The organism is Marinobacter sp. VGCF2001 (assembly GCF_049943275.1).
Lineage (GTDB): Bacteria > Pseudomonadota > Gammaproteobacteria > Pseudomonadales > Oleiphilaceae > Marinobacter.
Window position 1 is genome coordinate 20,934 of sequence record NZ_JBNFVX010000012.1, and the last position, 20,248, is coordinate 41,181.

Annotated in this window: 19 protein-coding genes and 1 tRNA gene; 14 read left to right on the forward strand and 6 right to left on the reverse strand. The window is 57.7% G+C overall.

Going from position 1 to position 20,248, the window contains the following annotated elements; translation table 11 throughout:
- Positions 1 to 196 precede the first annotated feature (196 nt).
- The 8 genes from ACP2AU_RS12030 to rdgC all read left to right on the forward strand — a co-directional run bounded on the left by ACP2AU_RS12030 (position 197) and on the right by rdgC (position 6,037).
- The gene (locus ACP2AU_RS12030) at positions 197 to 1,525 is read left to right on the forward strand and encodes a TRZ/ATZ family hydrolase (RefSeq protein WP_426376445.1); all 1,329 of its coding nucleotides are present in this window, start codon (positions 197 to 199) and stop codon (positions 1,523 to 1,525) included.
- Between the two features lie 21 nt (positions 1,526 to 1,546).
- Positions 1,547 to 2,263: a bifunctional 2-polyprenyl-6-hydroxyphenol methylase/3-demethylubiquinol 3-O-methyltransferase UbiG gene (ubiG, locus tag ACP2AU_RS12035; protein WP_426376446.1), complete on the forward strand. Its 717-nt coding sequence runs from the start codon at positions 1,547 to 1,549 to the stop codon at positions 2,261 to 2,263.
- Positions 2,264 to 2,267: 4 nt separating this feature from the next.
- Positions 2,268 to 2,918 carry a phosphoglycolate phosphatase gene (gene gph, locus ACP2AU_RS12040; protein WP_426376516.1) on the forward strand — a complete coding sequence of 217 codons (651 nt, stop codon included), beginning with the start codon at positions 2,268 to 2,270 and terminating at the stop codon, positions 2,916 to 2,918.
- Positions 2,919 to 2,980: 62 nt separating this feature from the next.
- The gene (locus tag ACP2AU_RS12045) at positions 2,981 to 3,733 is read left to right on the forward strand and encodes a YciK family oxidoreductase (RefSeq protein WP_426376447.1); all 753 of its coding nucleotides are present in this window, start codon (positions 2,981 to 2,983) and stop codon (positions 3,731 to 3,733) included.
- Complete coding sequence (locus ACP2AU_RS12050; protein ID WP_426376448.1) at positions 3,734 to 3,967, forward strand: glutaredoxin family protein; 234 nt, start codon at positions 3,734 to 3,736, stop codon at positions 3,965 to 3,967.
- Positions 3,968 to 3,979: 12 nt separating this feature from the next.
- Positions 3,980 to 4,750: a peroxide stress protein YaaA gene (gene yaaA, locus ACP2AU_RS12055; protein ID WP_426376449.1), complete on the forward strand. Its 771-nt coding sequence runs from the start codon at positions 3,980 to 3,982 to the stop codon at positions 4,748 to 4,750.
- 60 nt (positions 4,751 to 4,810) lie between these two features.
- Positions 4,811 to 5,011, forward strand: a complete 201-nt coding sequence (locus ACP2AU_RS12060; RefSeq protein WP_426376450.1) for a DUF2788 domain-containing protein — start codon at positions 4,811 to 4,813, stop codon at positions 5,009 to 5,011.
- 99 nt (positions 5,012 to 5,110) lie between these two features.
- Positions 5,111 to 6,037, forward strand: a complete 927-nt coding sequence (rdgC, locus tag ACP2AU_RS12065; RefSeq protein ID WP_426376451.1) for a recombination-associated protein RdgC — start codon at positions 5,111 to 5,113, stop codon at positions 6,035 to 6,037.
- A 13-nt stretch (positions 6,038 to 6,050) separates the two neighbouring features.
- Here the strand turns inward: rdgC and ACP2AU_RS12070 are convergent, their stop codons facing one another.
- The gene (locus ACP2AU_RS12070) at positions 6,051 to 8,798 is read right to left on the reverse strand and encodes a GNAT family N-acetyltransferase (protein ID WP_426376452.1); all 2,748 of its coding nucleotides are present in this window, start codon (positions 8,796 to 8,798) and stop codon (positions 6,051 to 6,053) included.
- Positions 8,799 to 9,001: 203 nt separating this feature from the next.
- Between ACP2AU_RS12070 and ACP2AU_RS12075 the strand changes: the two genes are divergently transcribed.
- Positions 9,002 to 9,928, forward strand: coding sequence for a histone deacetylase family protein (locus ACP2AU_RS12075; protein WP_426376453.1), 927 nt, complete (start codon positions 9,002 to 9,004; stop codon positions 9,926 to 9,928).
- A gap of 25 nt (positions 9,929 to 9,953) precedes the next feature.
- Here ACP2AU_RS12075 and ACP2AU_RS12080 read toward each other — a convergent pair whose 3' ends face one another.
- Entirely contained in the window at positions 9,954 to 10,883 is a 930-nt protein-coding gene (locus ACP2AU_RS12080) for a flagellar protein MotY (RefSeq protein ID WP_426376454.1), read from the reverse strand.
- Between the two features lie 157 nt (positions 10,884 to 11,040).
- Here ACP2AU_RS12080 and pyrC point away from each other — a divergent pair, with 157 nt between their 5' ends.
- Positions 11,041 to 12,072: a dihydroorotase gene (gene pyrC / locus ACP2AU_RS12085; RefSeq protein ID WP_426376455.1), complete on the forward strand. Its 1,032-nt coding sequence runs from the start codon at positions 11,041 to 11,043 to the stop codon at positions 12,070 to 12,072.
- A gap of 37 nt (positions 12,073 to 12,109) precedes the next feature.
- Complete coding sequence (gene rnt, locus ACP2AU_RS12090; protein WP_426376456.1) at positions 12,110 to 12,775, forward strand: ribonuclease T; 666 nt, start codon at positions 12,110 to 12,112, stop codon at positions 12,773 to 12,775.
- A gap of 53 nt (positions 12,776 to 12,828) precedes the next feature.
- On the opposite strand, the gene ACP2AU_RS12095 is transcribed toward rnt, so the two are convergent.
- Positions 12,829 to 14,814 carry an SDR family oxidoreductase gene (locus tag ACP2AU_RS12095; RefSeq protein ID WP_426376457.1) on the reverse strand — a complete coding sequence of 662 codons (1,986 nt, stop codon included), beginning with the start codon at positions 14,812 to 14,814 and terminating at the stop codon, positions 12,829 to 12,831.
- 370 nt (positions 14,815 to 15,184) lie between these two features.
- Between ACP2AU_RS12095 and ACP2AU_RS12100 the strand changes: the two genes are divergently transcribed.
- Positions 15,185 to 15,484 carry a hypothetical protein gene (locus tag ACP2AU_RS12100; RefSeq protein WP_426376458.1) on the forward strand — a complete coding sequence of 100 codons (300 nt, stop codon included), beginning with the start codon at positions 15,185 to 15,187 and terminating at the stop codon, positions 15,482 to 15,484.
- A 42-nt stretch (positions 15,485 to 15,526) separates the two neighbouring features.
- Positions 15,527 to 18,367, forward strand: coding sequence for an insulinase family protein (locus ACP2AU_RS12105; protein ID WP_426376459.1), 2,841 nt, complete (start codon positions 15,527 to 15,529; stop codon positions 18,365 to 18,367).
- A gap of 57 nt (positions 18,368 to 18,424) precedes the next feature.
- Here ACP2AU_RS12105 and ACP2AU_RS12110 read toward each other — a convergent pair whose 3' ends face one another.
- Positions 18,425 to 18,997 (reverse strand): hypothetical protein, encoded by a 573-nt coding sequence (locus ACP2AU_RS12110; RefSeq protein WP_426376460.1) that lies wholly within the window; start codon positions 18,995 to 18,997, stop codon positions 18,425 to 18,427.
- A 193-nt stretch (positions 18,998 to 19,190) separates the two neighbouring features.
- Here ACP2AU_RS12110 and ACP2AU_RS12115 point away from each other — a divergent pair.
- A tRNA-Arg gene (locus ACP2AU_RS12115) sits at positions 19,191 to 19,267 on the forward strand.
- A gap of 42 nt (positions 19,268 to 19,309) precedes the next feature.
- On the opposite strand, the gene ACP2AU_RS12120 is transcribed toward ACP2AU_RS12115, so the two are convergent.
- A complete protein-coding gene (locus ACP2AU_RS12120) occupies positions 19,310 to 19,612 on the reverse strand; it encodes a monooxygenase (protein WP_426376461.1) in 303 nt (100 codons plus the stop codon).
- A 59-nt stretch (positions 19,613 to 19,671) separates the two neighbouring features.
- Positions 19,672 to 20,244 (reverse strand): glutathione S-transferase family protein, encoded by a 573-nt coding sequence (locus ACP2AU_RS12125; protein ID WP_426376462.1) that lies wholly within the window; start codon positions 20,242 to 20,244, stop codon positions 19,672 to 19,674.
- Between the last annotated feature and the right edge of the window lie 4 nt (positions 20,245 to 20,248).

Consider the following 20,248-nt stretch of genomic DNA (forward strand, 5'->3'; position numbering starts at 1 on the left):
AAACTCCGTAGCCAGAAAAAACGCGAGTATAGCGTATCAGCCCCGATAAACCGCCTCGACCCCAAAAGCCCTGCCCCATATCGCGATAATGCCGGCACTGCGGCGATTGCCGGGGTAGTTCTGCCTCACGCCGCTGGTTATACTTGCCCCTGAACTTCCAGGCGCCCGGTGCGCCCCAGACCCGCAAGGCAGGTTGATGACCGCAGATACCATTACCGCAGCCGATACCCGGATCAACGCTCGCTGGCTGATTCCCGTGGAACCCTTTGGCACCGTTCTGGAGCATCAGGCCGTGATACTGCAAGGCAGTCGCATACTGGCCATCCTGCCCCAACCAGAAGCAGATCAGCACTACCGCACCCGGGAAACCCTTGATCTTCACCAGCACGTTGTCTTACCCGGGTTGATCAACCTGCATGGCCACACCGCCATGTCTTTATTCCGGGGTATGGCAGACGACCTGCCACTGATGACCTGGCTGAATGAACACATCTGGCCGGCCGAGGGCAGGTTTGTCAGCGAGCAGTTTGTCGCCGATGGCACGCGCCTGGCGATGGCGGAAATGCTGCGCACCGGCACCACTACCTTTTCCGATATGTACTTCTTTCCGGAAATCACGGCCCAGGCCGCACACGACACCGGTATGCGGGCACAGACCTGCTTCCCCCTGATGGATATGCCAACGGTCTGGGGCTCTGGCCCGGAAGACTACCTGCACAAAGGCGCCGATCTGATTGAACAATGGCGGGGCGACGACTTCATCATGCCCGCTATCGGCCCCCATGCGCCTTACACGGTGTCAGATGCTCCGCTCACCTCAGCCGTGCAACTGGCCCAGCAAACCGGCGCCGCCATTCAGCTGCACCTGCACGAAACCGCCTTTGAGGTCACCGAAGCGATCAAAAACAGTGGCAAACGGCCCCTGGCCCGCATGGCCGAGTTGGGCGTACTGGGCCCCAACACCCAGTGCGTGCACATGACCCAGATTGACGACACTGACCTTGCCCAGTTGGAAGCATCCGGCGCGCACGTTGTCCACTGCCCCGAATCCAACCTGAAGCTGGCCAGTGGTTTCTGCCCCGTCCAGCAGCTTCTCGACCAGGGCGTGAATGTCACCATCGGTACCGATGGTGCGGCCAGTAACAACGATCTGGACCTGTTCGGCGAACTGAAAACCGCCGCCATGGTGGCCAAAGCCGTGGCCGGCGATGCCGCCGCGCTATCAGCTCACCGGGCTCTGGAGATGGCCACCCTGAGCGGTGCCCGGGCCCTGGGACGGGACCACGACATGGGGTCGCTGGTGGCGGGCAAGCTGGCCGACCTGATCGCAGTAGACCTGAGCGACCCTTATCTGCAGCCGGTCTACGATCCCGCTTCACACCTGGTCTACAGCAACCATGGCCGGGCGGTAAGCCACAGTTGGATTCACGGCGTACCACAGTTACAGGATGGCAAACTTACCCGCATTGACGTGCCAGACCTGGTACTGCGGGTAAACGAATGGCGCACACAGATTCTCAGTTGATTATCCGGAGTATCCCACGACATGAGCAACCAGAACGTAGACCAGAATGAGATCGCCAAGTTCGAGGCGCTCGCCAGCCGCTGGTGGGACCCGACCAGCGAATTCAAGCCGCTGCACGACATTAATCCCCTGCGCCTGAACTACATCGATGAACGCGTGTCACTGGCAGGCAAGCGGGCACTGGATGTCGGCTGTGGTGGCGGCCTGCTCTCCGAGGCCATGGCATTGAGAGGCGCCCACGTGACGGGCATCGACATGGGCGAAGCCCCGCTGTCGGTGGCCAAGCTTCATTGCCTGGAGTCCGGCGCCAACGTCGATTATCGCCAGACCACCGTCGAAGAGCTGGCCCGAGACCCGGAACACGCCGGCCAGTACGATGTTGTCACCTGCCTGGAAATGCTCGAGCACGTTCCAGACCCCGCCTCGGTCATTCGTGCTTGCGCCGCAATGCTGAAACCGCGCGGACACATGTTCGTGTCGACCATCAATCGCAACCCCAAGTCATTCCTGTTCGCGATTGTCGGAGCCGAGTATGTGCTGAACCTCCTGCCCAAAGGCACTCATGAGTGGAAAAAGTTTATCCGCCCGTCCGAGATGTCGGACCACCTGCGCCATGCCGGGCTGGAGGTACTTGAACTGACTGGCATGACCTACAACCCCATTACCAAGGTCTATAAGCTCGGCCGCGATGTCGACGTCAACTACCTGATGCACGCCCGGGATACCCGTGAGCACTGATTTTATGCCAGAGGCCGTGCTCTTCGACCTCGACGGCACCATTATTGATACCGCGCCGGATTTTATCCGGTGCCTGAATCAGTTGAGGCAAGAACACGGGCTACCGGCACTGCCCGGGGAACAGATCCGGCGCTCGGTGTCCAACGGCGCCCGGGCGATGGTCCGCATCGGCTTCGGGCTGGAACCGGAGCAGCAGGGTTATGCCGAAAAACACACGGCCTTTCTTGACCTGTACGAGACCGGAGTTGCAATAGAAACCACTCTGTTCCCGGGCATGGACGATATACTGGAAAGCCTGGAGCAACGCGGCATCCCCTGGGGCATTGTCACCAACAAACCCGTGCGTTTTGCGCAACCCCTGATTGAGGCCCTGGGCCTGGAGCAACGCTGCGCCACGCTGATCTGCCCGGATCACGTTAGCCAACGCAAACCCCATCCGGAGCCATTGTTTCTGGCCTGTCGGGAAATCCAGGCGGACCCGATAAAATCTGTCTATGTGGGCGATCACGAACGCGATATTGAAGCCGGCCGGAATGCCGGTATGTTCACGATTGCCGTGCGCTACGGCTACATTGAGCAGCCGGAGACGATTGACCTGTGGCAAGCCGACCGGGTTGCCGACACCGTGAGCGACCTGACAAAGCTGTTATACTAGCCACCAGTCAATTCGACCGGGCAAGCCAAGGCCCGATCATGCCCGAAGCACGGAGACAGGTTATGCAAGATTACCAGGCACCCGCCGATCTTTTGAAAGACCGCATTGTCATGGTAACCGGCGCTGGCAGCGGCATCGGCCGCACTGCCGCCAAGACTTACGCCGCTCACGGCGCGACCGTCATTCTCGTGGGGCGCACCGTCGCCAAACTGGAAGAGGTCTACGATGAAATCGAAGCAGCCGGGCACCCGCAGCCGGCCATCGTACCGATGAATTTCGAAGGCGCGGCGGTGAAAGATTACGAAGAGTTGGCAATGACCCTGGAAGACAACTTTGGCCGCCTGGACGGTTTGCTGCACAACGCCGGCATTCTTGGCGCTCGCAGCCCGGTTGAGCTGTACGATCCGGAAACCTGGAACAAGGTTATGCACGTGAACGCCACGGCGCCGTTCCTGCTGAGCCGGGCGATGATTCCGCTGCTGCGCAAATCCGATGATGCCTCCATGATCTTCACCTCCTCCGGCGTTGGCCGGCAGGCACGAGCTTATTGGGGCGCCTACGCGGTCTCCAAGTTTGCGGTTGAAGGCCTGGCGCAGTTACTCGCAGACGAGCTGGACGACGAACGCCACAACATTAGGGTAAACAGCCTGAATCCGGGCGCGACCCGCACCGGTATGCGAGTGCTGGCCTACCCCGCAGAAGACCCGAAGACCAATCCGGATCCCGACCAGTTAATGCCCGTGTACCTCTACCTGATGGGGCGGGACAGCAAAGGGGTTAACGGGCAGCAGATCGACGCGCAGCCGAAGCAATAAATGGAACTGCTTTTCTACACCACATCCCAGTGCCACTTGTGCGAACTGGCCGAGGCGCTTCTGGTCAGCACGCCCATGCCGGCCCCGATTCCGGTAGACGTCGTGGACATCGCCCAGTCCAACGCCCTGGTTGAACGCTATGGCACCCGCATTCCCGTGCTGCGCCGTAACGATACCGGGGCCGAACTGGACTGGCCATTCACCCGGGACCAATTACTTACGTTTCTCCAATGAGGACCTGCTGATATGCTGATGATCATCTCCCCTGCCAAGACCCTGGATTACGAGAGCCCTCTGGCGACGGAAACACACAGCCAGCCGGACTTTCTGGACGATGCCTGCGAACTGATTGATCAGCTCAAGGATCTGGAACCCCACCAGGTCAGCAACCTTATGAGCATCAGCGACAAACTCGGCCAGCTGAACGCCGAGCGGTTCCAGAGCTGGCACACGCCGTTCACGCCCCGGAATGCGCGCCAGGCTGTATTGGCGTTCAAGGGAGATGTGTATACCGGCCTGGATGCCAAAAGCTTCAGTGAAGGCGATTTCAGTTTCGCCCAGAAACATCTGCGGATCCTTTCCGGCCTCTACGGCCTGCTCAAGCCGCTGGACCTGATGCAGCCCTATCGGCTGGAAATGGGAACCAGGTTCGAAAATAACCGGGGCAAGGACCTGTACGCCTTCTGGGGCAGCAAGATCACCAATGCCCTGAACGAACTTCTGGCCAGCGACGATAAAGTGCTGGTAAACCTGGCCTCCAATGAGTACTTCAAGAGCGTACAGAAAAAACAACTGGACGCACGCTTGATCACGCCACAATTCAAGGACTGGAAAAACGGCCAGTACAAGATGATCAGCTTCTACGCCAAGAAAGCCCGGGGTTTGATGTGCCGTTACGCCATCCAGAATCAAATCTCTGATGCCGAGGAGCTCAAAGGTTTCGATTTGGATGGCTATTATTTCAGCGAAGACCAATCCGATAACAACAACTGGGTTTTCCTGCGGGATGAGCCATAGTCCGGCCAATTAATGGGCTGTGCTTAACATTTTCAGACATCGGTTGATATCGGAGTAACAATGAACGAAGCAGTCTTTTCCCAGATCGCCATGCTGGTGCTTCTGACGGGGCTTATTGCCTGGATGGGTTTCATCGTCTGGGACCTGGCCAAAAAGTCACAAGCCGGCAAATTTGGCACCATTGCCCTGTTTACCGTGCTCGGCGCCGGCGTTGTCGGCTTCATCGTCAAAACCGTGCTGGTCGAGGTCATGCAGATATGACCTGACCATGGCCTCTTTACGGCTGCCGCCCGGTGGCCGTATCATTCCTTCCCTTTTTTCGATTCAGCAAGCTCCGACCTGACGCAAGGATTAAGCCTAATGTGGTTTCGTAATGCCCGAGTTTTCCGTTTTACCAAACCCTTCGACATCTCTGCAGAAACACTGGAAGAAAACCTTCAGGCGGATGCTTTCAAGCCCTGCGGCCCCCAGGAAACCAACCGCCAGGGATGGGTTCCGCCGTTGGGCAAACACGGCGAACAGTTGGTGCACAGCGCCAATGGCTATTTTCTGATTGCCCTGCGCAAAGAAGAGAAAATCCTGCCGGGCCCGGTGGTCAAAGAGATGGTTGAGGAGCGCGCGGAAGCCATCGAGCTGGAGCAGGGCCGGAAAGTTCGCCGGAAAGAGAAAGATGAACTCAAGGAGCAGGTGATGCTGGAGATGTTGCCCCAGGCCTTCTCCCGCAATCGCCGTTGCTTCGCCTACCTGGCACCGCAGGATGGTGTACTTGTGGTTGATGCCGGCTCAGCCAAACAGGCCGAAGATCTTGCCTCCACGCTGCGCAAAAGCCTCGGCTCACTGCCCGTGCGACCACCGGCGGTTGAACAGTCTCCGGCCTTTACCTTCACCGGCTGGCTTAACGAAAGCATTGAGCATCCGGCCAGGATCACGCTGGGCAGCGAATGCGAACTGAAAGACCCATCCGAAGATGGTGGTGTAGTGCGCTGTAAAGGCCTGGACCTCAAGGCTGACGAAATTCGTAACCACCTCGACGCTGGTATGCAGGTCACCAAACTGGCTCTGACCTGGGACGACAATGTCTCGTTCGTTCTGGATGAAGAACTGGGCATTCGCCGGCTGAAGTTCGGGGAAACCCTGCAGGAACAGCTGGACGACGTCGATGCCGACGACGCGCTGGCCAAGTTCGATGCCGCGTTCTCCATCATGACCCTCGAGCTCTCCCGCCTGATCCCCGGGCTATTGGAAGCCCTGGGCGGAGAGGACCGCTCCGCCATCGTCGAAGAATAATCAGCGTGTGGGCCTACAGGTGCCCACCTTTGCCCAGCCGCTCCTTCTGCCAGTCTTTCTTCGGCTCGTTCAGCACGAGCCGAAGATCCATTACTTCTTCCTCGGGATTGTATTTGATCTCAAAACCAAGATGCTCGGCCAGCTGCAGCATGGGCCGGTTATCCGGCAGCACATTGCCAATCATTTCCATGGTGCCGCCAGCCCGGCAGTAATCGATCATCTTCTGCATCAGGGCCACACCCAGACCCTCGCCTTTCATACGGTCATCCACCATGACCGCAAATTCACAGCGCAGGTTGTCTGCGTCTGTCCAGGTACGCACCGTCCCCAGAGTTTCCTCACCTTCGCCGTCTTCCCGGGGCGCGTTCGCGATGAAGACCATCTCCCGGTCGTAATCGATCTGCACCATCTGCGCCACGTCTTCACGGGAAAAATGCTTCCGGTACTGGAAGAAACGATAGCGGATAGACTCCGGTGATTGATGCTCGTGGAACAGCCGGTGAGCCGGTTCGTCCTGGGCCAGAACCGGCCGGATAATTACGCGCCGGCCGGATTTTGGCAGCACCAGCCATTCTTCAAGCTCCCGCGGATAGGGCTGGATAATCGGCTTGACGGGCTGGCCTTCCAGGTCGATGGAGATGTTCACGGCCACCGCGCCCTGCTCGTTGAACAATAAAGGAGAGATTTCCAGGCCCTTGATTTCCGGAATATCGATCACGATCTGGGAGAGCGTGACCAGAGTCTCCGAGACCGCCCGGATGTCTTCTTCAGGCTTCAGGCTATGCTCCTTGAGCAGTTTGTACATATACGTTCGCCGTAACAGCTCCCGGGCCAGCACCATGTTCAGGGGCGGCAGGGCAATCTGGCGATCGGTCATGATGTTGATCTGGGCACCGGCGGCACCGCACACCACGAGTGGCCCGAATACCTCATCCCGGGTAATGCCCACACTGAATTCAATGCCCCCGACATGCTGGTACGAGCGCTGCACCGCAAACCCCAGAAAACCACTTTCCGGGAAGTGCTCACGGTATTCCTCCATCAGAAACCGGCAACTGTCGATGATTACCTGCTCACTGTTGAGCTTCTTGACGGTGCCCTTATAGCGGCGTTGTGTCGGGCTCAGATCGAGAAACGGGTGGCAAACGTCCTCATGGATGACGGTCACATCAATGGGCCGGCGCTCCACCGCAAAGACCTCCAGCACCTCTTCCACATCATCGCAGTAACCGGTTTCAATGGTGTTGATGCCGTAGTCGCCGATGACCTGCCGCGCTTCGCGATTCGACAAATGCCGGCGACCATCCCTGAGGGCTCTGGCCACCAGTTTGCGGGTGTTGGCGCGATCGGAAAAGTGATCGGTAAACGATTCCGGGGTTTCAGTCAGCAGGCGCTGGATACGCTGATGCCGCACGTGCTGCATAAACGCCATCACCGCTTTCTCCGGGTTAAAGAACGACGGCAAACCCGCCCGGTAGAATTCTTCCCGGGAATCCATCACCGTGCTCTGCCCCAGCCAGCAGGTGAAAATATTGAGCCGCGTGCCTTTTGATGCCTGAACCACGGCATCGGCAATCTGCAGGCTGTCTTCGATCAGCGTGGGTGCATACATCACCAGGACGTTTGCCACATTCGGGTCTTTCGCCAGAATCTTGATGGCTTTGCCGTACAATTCCGGCGTGGCATCGTAGTTCAGGTCAATCGGGTTCTTCCGGGTCCAGTAGGGTGGTAACAACTCGCCCAGGTTCTTGACCGTCGTATCAGAAAGCTCCGCCAGCTCACCGCCCAGATCCGCCAGACGGTCTACCGCAAGTACGCCGGGGCCAACCCCGTTCGCCATGATCGCCAGAGACTCACGCCGCAGCGGGCGCATTCGGGTCAGGGTTTCCAGGGCATCAAACATCTGCCCGAGACCATCCACGCGCAACACACCGGCGCGCTGAAGCATGGCATCGTATATCGGATCACTCCGCTTGATGCCTGCCGGCAACTGATGCTGAAACCACTCGGATTCCGGCACCCGGCCGGACTTGACCGCAATCACCGGCTTGGTGCGGGACGCCACACGCACAGCCGACATGAACCGGCGCGGATTGGGTATGTTCTCGATATGCAGCAGAATGGCACGGGTCTGGGTATCCTGGGCGAGGTAATCGATCAGGTCATCATGATCAATGTCCATGCCATCGCCCAGGGTCAGGAAATAAGAGAAACCCACGCCTCTGGCAAAGGCCCAGTCCAGCACCGAGCTGGCAATGGTGCCGGACTGCCCGACAAACGCCACCCGGCCGGGAATCGCCCCCATGTGCGCGTAGGTGGCGTTCAGGTGCCTGGCCGGCACCATCAGGCCGATGGTGTTGGGCCCGAGCACCCGGATACCGGTTTCCCTGGCCGCATCCCGCACGGAGTACATCAGAGGCTGGCCGGTTTTACTGTGGGTACGGGACATACCACCGGTCATGACGATCGCCGTCCGCACCCCACACTCACCCAACTTGCGGATCATTTTCGGAACGGTATCCGGTGGAGTACAGATAATCGCAAGGTCCGGACTGAAATCCAGTTTCGAGACCTTGCGCACACAGGGCACCCCGTGCACGTTCTCGTAATCACTCTGGTTGACCACCACAAGCCGGCCAGGGTAACCGCCCCCCAGCAGGTTCCTTAACACCATCCCCCCCAGGTTATCGGCACGCTCCGATGCACCGATAACGGCAATGGATTCAGGATTGAACAGGCTTTCCAGATAGCGGGTGCTCAACGCGACTCTCCCAGTGTTGTGCGCGACAAAAACATACGGACGTCAATATGACGACTTTCTTATCAGTGTATACCTTATCTTAGGTAGCGATTTCATGATGTAAATCGACTAAGACGTTATTAGACCAAAGAAATACGACAGTCTTCGGTTATCCCTGATAACATGGATTGGATAATAAGCATATTCAGGTTCAGACATTACCCATGACCACGGCCTTTTTTTCTCACGATGACTGCATGAAACACAACATGGGCCCGGAGCATCCGGAGAGCCCCGAACGTCTTTTAAGCATTCTCGCCTACCTCGCCGACACCAATCTGCAACAGGAACTGGACTGGGTCCGGCCCGAGGAAATTACCCGGGATCAGTTGTTGACGGTGCATCCGGAAACCTATCTGCACCAGCTGGACCTGATGCAGCCCACTCGCGGCCGCGTGTTCACCGACCCGGACACCGCGATGATGCCAGACACACTCCGCGCGGCGAGACTGGCGGCCGGCGGCAACGTTCAGGCCGTGGATATGGTGATGAGCAGCCAGGTGACCAACGCCTTTGTCTGCGCACGTCCGCCCGGGCACCATGCCGAACGCGCCAAATCCATGGGCTTCTGCTTCTACAACAACATCGCACTGGCGGCGATGCGGGCACTCACCTTCCATCACCTGGAACGGGTTGCGATTATTGATTTCGATGTCCATCAGGGGAATGGCACCGTGGACATTGTCAGCGGCGACGAACGGATACTGATGTGCTCCAGTTTCCAGCACCCGTTCTATCCGCACTCGCACGTTCACCGGCAGGCCGATAATATTGTCAACGCGCCGATTGCGGCCGACTGTTCACCCGAAGAGTACCGCAAGACCGTTGAAGCGGCCTGGCTGAAGAAATTGCAGGATTTCCGGCCACAACTGGTGCTTATCTCGGCCGGCTTTGATGCCCACCGCCTGGACCCGATGGGCGAGCTGAATCTTGCGACCGAAGACTATCGCTGGTTAACAGAGATGCTGGTTAGTGTGGCGCACGACCATGCAAACGATCGCATCATTTCTACGCTGGAGGGGGGCTATCACCTGAAAGCTCTGGCCGAGGGCGTAACAGCGCATCTGGACGTTCTGAATTCGGTTTACTGAAAACCGGTGAGCGGGAGCCTTGCGGCTAGCCGGAAAACTCCCCGCCCCGACCATTGGCCTGCAACAATTCCGGCCGCTCGCCCTGGCGCTGCAGGCGAATGGTGGTTCGGCGATTGTCCGCAGGTCTGCGGGACACCGGATACTGATCACCATGGGCCCGCACCGTCAGCATATTCTCATCAATACCCTGCGACCGCAGATACTCGGCCACCACATTGGCCCGGTCTTCGGACAGTGCCCGATTATCAATCCGGCTGCCAATGCTGTCTGAGTGGCCGTCGACAAAGATACGCTCGACCGTACTGTCTGCCATGACATAGGCAAGAATGTTATCGAGCAAAGCCATATCTGCAGCCGATAGCCGGGTGCTGCCGCTGGCAAAAGGAATACGGCTACGGCGGATCTGGTCGAAATTAACGGGCAACAGGCTGGCGACACATCCGCGATAACCCGCGTAGGGCCCCGTAAAATTCACGTTCGATAATTGTACGCGAACCGGCTCGCCACTGTACTGTGCAGCACGGGTGAGGGTCGGCTGCATACCGCTGGACAGACCCCGGGCAATCAACACCGCTTCGCGATTACCCAAGCGAACCCCCCGGTCATTATCGGTAACCTGCACGGTTCCAATCGGATTGGGCGCCACACCCGGGCGCCAGGGCGGCGCTTCCACCACCAGACGACCCGGCCCCGGGCTCATCAAACGAAGCTCCGATTCCAGATAGAAGCGCAGGTCTTCGCCGGCCCGATGCCGGAGTACTGCCCGGCCATAGCCCGGAATGTCATGCACCAGGGAGCATTCAAAGACCGACTCGGACAGATACCACTGGCTGTTCTCAATCCCCGCCCCGTAACTGGATGACAACACCGGCGCCGAGGGTAATGACACCAACCCTGCTGTCGCCAGTATTTTCAGCAACCTGCGCTGTCTGAAGAACCAAAAAGGTGAAACCATAGGCCTGCCCTGTGGAGCCTTGAACCAGTGAACTCTTCAGTTAACGGCCATCGCTCCGGGAACTTGAGCGGCATTCGTTTCCGCAAGGTTAAAAACATCTGCTTTTCGCTTCTGATATAATCCGCAAAATTTTGTGCTGGCTTGCGGATTGCTTCTCATGACACGACAGATAACGATGACACGCCCCGACGATTGGCACCTGCACGTGCGGGACGGCGATATTCTCAACGACGTAGTGCCCGCGACAGCGGCCTCGTTCGGGCGGGCAATCATCATGCCCAACCTGGTGCCACCGGTGAGCGATGCCAACGCCGCACTGGCCTATCGCGACCGGATTCTGGCGGCTGCCGGCGAATCGGCTTTCCAGCCTTTGATGACCCTGTATCTGACCGAAAGCACCACACCGGAGACGATTCGAGAAGCCAGGACCGCAGGTGTCGTGGCCGCCAAGCTCTACCCCGCCGGTGCGACCACCAACTCCGCTTCCGGCGTTACCGACATCCGCAACATCTACCCGGTGCTCGAGGCCATGGCCGAATGCGGAATGTTGCTGCTGGTGCACGGCGAAGTCACAGACGCAGACATCGATATCTTCGACCGGGAAAAGGTTTTTCTGGAACGGGTGCTCGCTCCGACACTGGAAGCTTTTCCGGCGCTCAAAGTGGTTCTGGAACACATCACCACTGCCGACTCTGCGCAATTCGTCCGCCAGCACCAGGGCGGTAATCTCGGCGCCACACTGACCCCCCAGCACCTGATGTACAACCGTAACCATATGCTCGTAGGCGGCATCCGACCCCACCTGTATTGCCTGCCCATTCTCAAGCGCAACAAGCATCAGGAGGCACTGCGTGAGGCCGTCGCCAGCGGCGACCCGCGCTTTTTCCTCGGCACCGATTCGGCCCCGCACGCCAGAGACAAGAAAGAGGCGGCCTGCGGCTGCGCCGGCTGCTACTCGGCCTTCGGTGCCATCGGGCTGTACGCAGACATCTTTGAAGACCTGGGCATTCTGGACAAGCTGGAAGCTTTCGCCAGCCTGAACGGGGCCGATTTTTACGGTCTGCCGCGCAATACCGATACCATTACTCTCGTGCGGGAGCCCTGGACCATGCCCGAGCAGTTGCCTCTGGCCAGTGGCAGCATTGTGCCGTTAAAGGCCGGCGAAACCGTTAACTGGCGTCTGGCGTAAACCCTATTCATTCACCACCGCGAACATCGGAGTTCGAGTGTCAGAAGAAAACAAACAGCCCCACCCTTTATCCCAGCGCTTCCGTGGCTTCCTGCCAGTGGTGGTTGACGTGGAAACCGCAGGCTTCAATCCGGAACGGGATGCACTGCTGGAAATCGCCGCCGTGTTGCTGACCATGGATGACAATGGCCGGCTCCATCGAGGCGAAACCCACGTGCAGCAGATTGATCCCTTCGAGGGGGCCAACCTCGAGCAATCCGCTCTCGATTTTACCGGCATTGATCCCTGGAATCCGGAGCGTGAAGCGGTGCCCGAGCGGGAAGGCCTCAGCGAAATTTTCTCTCCCATCCGCAAGGCCGTTAAAGAACACGACTGCAAACGTGCGGTACTGGTGGGGCACAATGCTACGTTTGATCACAACTTTGTCTTCGCTGCGGCGTTACGGGCGGATATCAAACGCAATCCGTTCCACCCGTTCTCGACCTTCGACACCGCTACCCTGGCCGGCCTGGCCTATGGCCACACCGTTCTGGCGCAAGCGTGCAAACTGGCGGGCATTCCCTTCAGCAACAAGGAAGCCCACTCTGCGGCTTACGATGCGGAAAAAACCGCAGACCTGTTCTGCGGAATCGTCAACCGCTGGCAGGATCTGGGCGGCTTTCCGCCCCCGCCGGTCGAGATTGCCGAAGAGCCACAAGGCTGACAAACCGGAACAAAAAACCCGCCGAAGCGGGTTTTTTTCGTCCTTCCTGATGCTTACCAGTAGATTCCCCGCATAATCGCTGCGAACGCGACCTGCTCACTGGACACCTTCGGCTTTTCACCAGACTTACTTCCAGCCGCCGCCGGCGAATCCGGGAACATTCGGTAACCGGTATTCATCACGATTTCACCCATCTTCGGCGCCAGTGCATGGAGCACCTGGGCGAAAATGCCCAGCCGGGTTGCGATGCGCTTGGGCCGGTACACGATGGCGTCTGCCACCATCTGTGCCGCTTCATCCGGCGTCAGGGTGGGTACCGAATCGTAGATTTTGGTGGGCGCAATCATCGGCGTGGCCACCAACGGCATATTGATGGTGGTAAAGGTAAGGTTACGGTCAGACCACTCGGCAGCGGCACAGCGGCTGAACGCATCCAGTGCCGACTTGGACGCCACGTAGGCCGAGAAACGCGGCGCGTTGGTGAGTACACCAATCGACGAGATGTTTACCACGTGACCACGGCGCCGCTCGAGCATGGCCGGTGCAAACCCCATGATCAGGCGAACCGAGCCGAAATAGTTCAGCTGCATGGTGCGCTCAAAATCGTGGAAGCGATCAAACGACAGCGAAAGCGACCTGCGGATAGAGCGCCCTGCGTTATTGATCAGCACATCCACATGGCCATGATTATCCAGCACGGTCTTCACAAAACGATCACAGTCTTCCATATCGGAAAAGTCACACTGATAGGCGTGCACGTTTCCACCCCTGGCTTCCAGACTGGCCGCCACTTCGTCCAGGGTTTCCCGGGTTCGGGCACCAATCACCAGGATGGCACCGGCCTCAGCCAGTTTTTCGGCCGTTGCCAGGCCAATACCCGAGGTGGCCCCGGTCACAACACACACCTTGCCCTCAACCGTACCTCTGAGCGTGCGATCCTTGAACAGATCGGGGTCAAGGTTACGCTCCCAGTAATCCCAGATAACCGGCGCGTAGGAAGGCAGGCGCGGCACTTCAATATCTGTGCCCTTGAGCACCCGCTCCAGTTCCCGGGTATCAAAGCGGGTCGGGTAATTGATGAACGACATCACTGAAGGCGGAATCCCCATATCGTCAAGCACGGCGCTGGTGAGGCGCTTGACCGGGGGCAAGTTCTTGATGCTCTGGCGAATGAACGGCGGAATAAAACCGAACATCCGGGAATCGATACGCATGCCCATCCGGGGCGCGTGACCGGCCTCACAGAAGATATTGAGAATCTCACCCACCTTGTAAGGATCGGAATCCACCAGATGGAAACAATTGCCGTCCTCACCCTCAAGGTGCGCGATATGGTCCAGGGCGTTGACCACGAAATCGACCGGTACAATGTTCAGCCTTCCGCCCTCAATACCAATGGTGGGTACCCATTGTGGCAAGGCGTGCCGGATTTTCTGAATCATCTTGAAGAAGTAATAAGGGCCGTCCACCTTATCCATTTCACCCGTTTCGGAATGGCCAATGACCATACCCGGGCGGTATATCCGGAACGGCACCTTGCATTCCTCGCGTACCACCTTTTCAGACTCATGTTTGGTGCGCAGGTATGGATGATCGAGTTTTTCCGCTTCTTCAAACATATCCTCGCGGAACATCCCCTTGTAGAGCCCGGCCGCCGCAATGGAAGAAACGTGGTGAAAGTGTTTGGCGCCCATGGCTTCGGCTGCCTGAACCGCCGCTCGCGTGCCCTCGATATTGGTAGCAGCCTGGGAGTCTTCGTCCGCCCCCATGTCGTAGACCGCCGCCAGATGGAATACGTGGTCAATATTTCCGTTCAGAGACTTCAGCGTCTTGGCATCCAGGCCGAGATTCTCGCTGGTGAGGTCCCCGATAACAGCCTTCACCCGGGTATCATCAACGCCCCAGCGCTCCCTCAGCTGAGCCAGCTTGTCCTGGGATTGCTCCCGCACCAGCACGTGAACCGTACCGCCTCGCGCTAACAGCTTTTCAACCAGAAAGCGGCCAATAAAACCGGTGCCACCCGTCAGGAAATAGTTCATAGGTACTCCATTCTGCCTTTTGTGTTTTTGTCTTTTACCGACACAGCTTCGACCAAAGTCTTAGCTGATTCCATCGGCCGGCAATTCTACTTAATTGTAATCATCATGTATCGGACTATTTTAGAGCTTTTACTCTGTAAGCCGTTGTTTTTATTAGAGCCAATACTCTAAATTAACCACCCGTGCGGCTTCTCTGTACGGATAGTCGACACAATGAACCTGAGATTAGCACAAGAAATCCCCGCCAAGGCATTCCACCGGTTAATTACCGCACCGCAATGCAACAGACTCCCGCCAATGACATAATCAGGAACTTCCGGCGCCTGTCGCCGTCATTATTAGAGCAAGACACCAAGGTTCAGCCCATACCATGCCAAAAGATAACCCGAATACCGAACGTTACATCGCCATTGCCCGCGCCTGCCTGAAAGCCATCAACGATACTTCGGCTGACAGCGGTTCCCGCGAAGAAAAGATTCAGGCCGTATACCAGGCTATCGACAAGGCGTTCCAGTCTGAATTTGCAGACTATCGTCAGTCCGTTGCGATCATGGCGACCGTACTCGAACGGATCGCATCCGGCGAACTCGATGCTGATCAGGCTGCCGCGCTGGCGCGTAAAACCATCGAGAAGCAGCCGGAAGGCAGCAAAAACAACCTGATGCACTGATCCTTATTACACCTGAACGTGACACCGGACTTCCGAGGCCCTATGACCGCGAAATCTCAGTTACCTGTATTCTCTGGCAACGCCCCGTTACAGATCCTGTTGCTCGTTGTCACCCTGCTTCTGGCGCCGTTGGCGCTGGCAAGCGTGTCGCCCGATCAAAGCCCGAACGACCCAAACCAGTACCGGTTTCTGAAACTGGACAATGGCCTGCGTGTTCTACTCGCCTCGGACCCGGAAACAGACAAAGCGGCCGCCTCAATGAATGTGGCCGTGGGCAGCGGCAACGACCCGGAAGACCGGGAAGGCCTGGCCCACTTTCTGGAACATATGCTGTTCCTGGGCACAGAGAAATACCCCGAGGCGGGGGAATACCAGCAATTCATCCGCAGCCATGGCGGCAGTCACAACGCCTTCACGGCGTTCGAAGACACCAACTATTTTTTCGACATTGAGGCGCAGTTTCTTGAGCCCGCCCTGGACCGCTTTGCCCAGCAGTTTTCGCACCCGCTGTTTACGCCGGCCCTGGTCGACCGCGAACGCAACGCCGTGCACTCGGAGTACAGCTCCAAGCTGAAGGATGATGGCCGGAGACTACTGTCCGTGCGCAAAGCCGCCGGCAATCCGGCGCACGCCTTCAGCCAGTTCGCCGTAGGCAACCTCGAGACCCTGGAAAACACCGAAACAAACCCGCTCCGGCCGGATTTAATCCGGTTCTGGGAGAACAACTATTCCGCCAACATTATGACCCTGGCGGTCTACGGGCCCCAACCGCTGGACCACCTGGAAACCATGGTCAGAGAACGCTTTGGTGCCATCGCCAACCGCAACCTGAAGGCCGTGGTTTATCCTCACCCGCTGTACGACACCGCGAGCCTGCCGGCAAAGGTCACCGCAGAAACACTGAAAGACCAGCGCCGAATGACCCTGTCGTTTCCCATTCCCTCACAGCGGCAGTACTACAAAAGCAAGCCAACGGCTTACGTGGCCAATCTGCTCGGGCATGAAGGGCCCGGTAGTCTGTTCGACGTACTCAAACAAGCCGGCCTGGTAGAGAGCCTGTCAGCCGGGTCCGGCATGGATACCGGAGAGCACGCCACCCTGGATATCAGTATGTCGCTGACGCGGCAGGGGTTGGAACGCCAGGACGACATCACAAACCTGACCTTCGACTACATCGGCCGTATTCGCCAGAATGGCATCAGCCAGCGCTATTTCAACGAAATGCGCCAGCTGGCCATGATCGACTTTCGCTTCCGGGAGCGCGGCGAGCCTCAGAGCGAGGCCATGCGGCTGTCCAGACTACTGAAGGAATATCCACCCGAAGATGTGCTGACCGCACCCTGGCTTATGGAGCGCTACGCCCCCGAACGCTACCAGGCTATTCTTGATCGGCTGACGCCCGATAACGTGATGATCTGGCTCGCCGCCCCGGACCTGGACGCCGACAGTCCGCAGCGTACCCAGTGGTACCAGACACCGTGGGTTCGCGAAACCTTGTCAGGCAACCGGGAAGCATCCGCACTGGCCGGCAAACTGGCGCTGCCGGCACCCAACCCGTTCATTCCGGAGAACCTGGAACTGGTTGCCGGTACCGACATGGCTCACCCGGAGACAATCGCCGAACTCGACGGCCTTGATATCTGGTATGCCCGCGACACCCGCTTTGAAACGCCCAAAGCCAATCTGTACGTAAGCCTGAGAACGCCGGCAGCAAGGAGTTCTGCCCGCAACACGGTGCTCACGAAACTGCTGGTAGACGCAATCAACACCAATCTCAACGCCTGGGCTTACTCTGCCCGGCTGGCGGGGCTGGATTACCGTGTGTATCCGCATCTTCGCGGGGTTACCCTGCGTGTCAGCGGCTACAACGACAAGCTGCATAAGCTAGCCAACCGGATTCTGGGAGAGTTCGTTAATCCGGCTATTACCAGACAGCGATTTGATATCGCCCGCCAGAATCTGATAGATGGCCTTGAAAACAAGGCAAGGGAACGCCCGGTTCAACAAACGTCGGAATTCGTACAAATCGCCTTGCTGGAAGGTACATTCCCGGTTTCAGACCGTCTGGCGGCCGCCCGGGACGTCACACTGGAGGAACTGAAACGGTTCGCCGGCAATTTCCTGAACAAGACCGACCCTGTCATGCTGGCTCACGGTAACCTGACGCCAGCCAGCGCGCTGAACATCGCAAAACAAGTGCAGGCACTGGCACTGAGCGGCCGCGATCGCACCCGTGTGGAACGTGCCCGTATGCGCCGCGTTCCCACAGGCCAAACAGATGTGGGCCTGAACGTTGATCACCCGGACACCGGCTATACGCTGTATCTGCAGGGCGATAACCGGTCTTATGCGGAGCGGGCGCGATACCGGCTGTTGGCCCAGATTCTCAGCAGTCCGTTCTACGAGGAGATCCGCACCACGCGCCAGCTGGGCTACATCGTCTACGCCACCGCGTTTGAAATCCTGGAAACGCCGGCGCTGGGGCTGGTCGTGCAATCCCCGTCAGCCGATGCCGCAAGCATCGACTCAGCCATTCGGGATTTCAGTAAAGCGTTCTCGACTCAACTGTCGGAAATGGACGAGGACCGACTCAACCGGGAAAAACAGGCCGTGATCAGCGGGTTGCTGGAACGCGATCGAAAACTGAACGACGTTTCCAGCCGCTACTGGCGGGAAATTGATCGGGAAAATACGGCCTTTGACAGTCGCGAGGCGCTCGCCGAGGCAATTCGGGCGGTCTCACTCACTGAATTGCAGGAGACCTTCGAGCGCTCGGTTCTTGAACGCGAGCGGGCTCTCAGGGTCAACACCGGCGACAAGGCTGAAAACCGGGAAGAGGCATTGCGGATGCTGCGAGCTCAAAGTCCCGTGCCCGGAACCTGAGTAAACACGAATCCGGAGAGCCGCCCCACGGGGCGCTCTCCGGCCTGACAGAAAGGCTCAGAGATCAACGGAAAACTGGTTGAAGTACACCACCGAGCCGGTGCCCGTGCCAACGTTCAACAACGTGAAGGCGACCTTGCCCTTCTCCTGAATGAACGCGTAGGTGTCTGCCTCATTCTTTACTTCATAGTTCTGGCTGTCGTTCTTCTTTTCATTGTAGACCGACAAGGCACCATCCTGACTGCCATGGCGTATCTGGGCCATGGAAATGATGATTTGCGGAACGTCCCGGGCTTTATTAAAGGTTAAAATCCAGATACCGGACTCAGTTGTCGGCAACAACACCTGCAAAAAACCCTTCTCCGCGCCGTTCTCGTACTGCGAACTGGCCAGATCGTTCATGCCGACCCAATACGAGTACCAGTTGCTCTCGAGTGCCACATCAATGGTATCGAACACTTTCATCTTCACGCTGTTGTCAGGGTCGTTGATTCCGAGTTGATCAACAATCGTGTTGAGCAGAGACTTGGTGCCAGAACCATAGGATTCAAACCCGCCAAATCCCTGGGCGGTAACAGCCTGGGAAAACGCGAGCACCATAAACAACGCGAGCGACTTGCAGAACTTCATGCAGACATCCTTTTTATCCGGTACTAGATGCGACGGCTCCTCGCCATCCCCTGCCTGAACACAGGCAGAGGTCATGATAGTCAGCGACCACCGGCAGAATCTACCCGCAAACGGCAAGTCAATGTGAACAAATGAAAAATGCCAGCCTTGAGCCCACTGCCCCAGACCGTTATTATACGCGCTCTGCTGTTGTGCCCCCGTAGCTCATCTGGATAGAGCGATCCCCTCCTAAGGGATAGGTAGCAGGTTCGAGTCCTGCCGGGGGTACCATCCCAGCACTCCTCAAAAGGTCATTGTCTGACCAAACCTGTTTTAAACAGGCCCATGATCAATAGCAGTCAATGCCCCATTAACCTGAAACACTTTACCGTTGACCTCGGGCACGCCAAATTCCTTCAATCGTGCCGAGTGCTTTTCCAGATAGGCCTGAGCGCTGGACTCATCCTCAAACAAGTAGATGCCACCCGCTTCATGGGTGTTTCTGTTTTCTGTCCAGATTTTCCAGAGAAAGCCCGGCTCGTCTGCGATAGAGCGGGCGAGCTCGGCCATGGCCTTGGCCATCTCATCCCCAAAGGGGCCATCGAACGGAAAATCAATCTGCAGTAGCGTTTTCATATCGGGGATTCCTTCTGCTCAAGATAATTCGTTTTACTTTCAGCTTAAAAGATAGTCACTCAGGCATCACGAGGATCGGTTTCACTCACCCGGGGCTGCTCCCGATGGCTGTCGCGAAACGCCAGCAAGCTCTCCACGCCGGAGAAATCCACCAGATCCCGGAACTCCAGCCAGTCCACCAGGCAGTAGAGACAAATTGCCGGGTAATTCCACTGCTGGAAATCACCTTGTTCAACCATCGCCGCCAGCGTCCGCAGGGTGGTCATAATGCGTTCCCGCTGGAGGTTGTAGAACATCGCGTCCTGGCTGGTATCAATGCCGGAGCGTTCAGAGAGCACCAGGGTGACGGCAGAATCATTGGCTCCGTCAATCAGCGTTAACTGGTTTTCCTGGCCCCAGGTCAGGGCTTCATGCCCGAATGCTTGCCCCAGATAACGGGCGATTACCCGCGAGTCATAGATTTCCTGGTTACCATCGATCAATACCGGAATTTTCAGGGTGGGGTTGTTGCGCCGAAGCTCATCGCGGCCCTCCCCGTAGATATCAAGGTTAATAAACTCGCAGGGTTCATCGCCCAGCAGCAGCCGAATGCGACGGACGAATGGCGAAGTGGTTGATCCAATCAGTTTCATGATT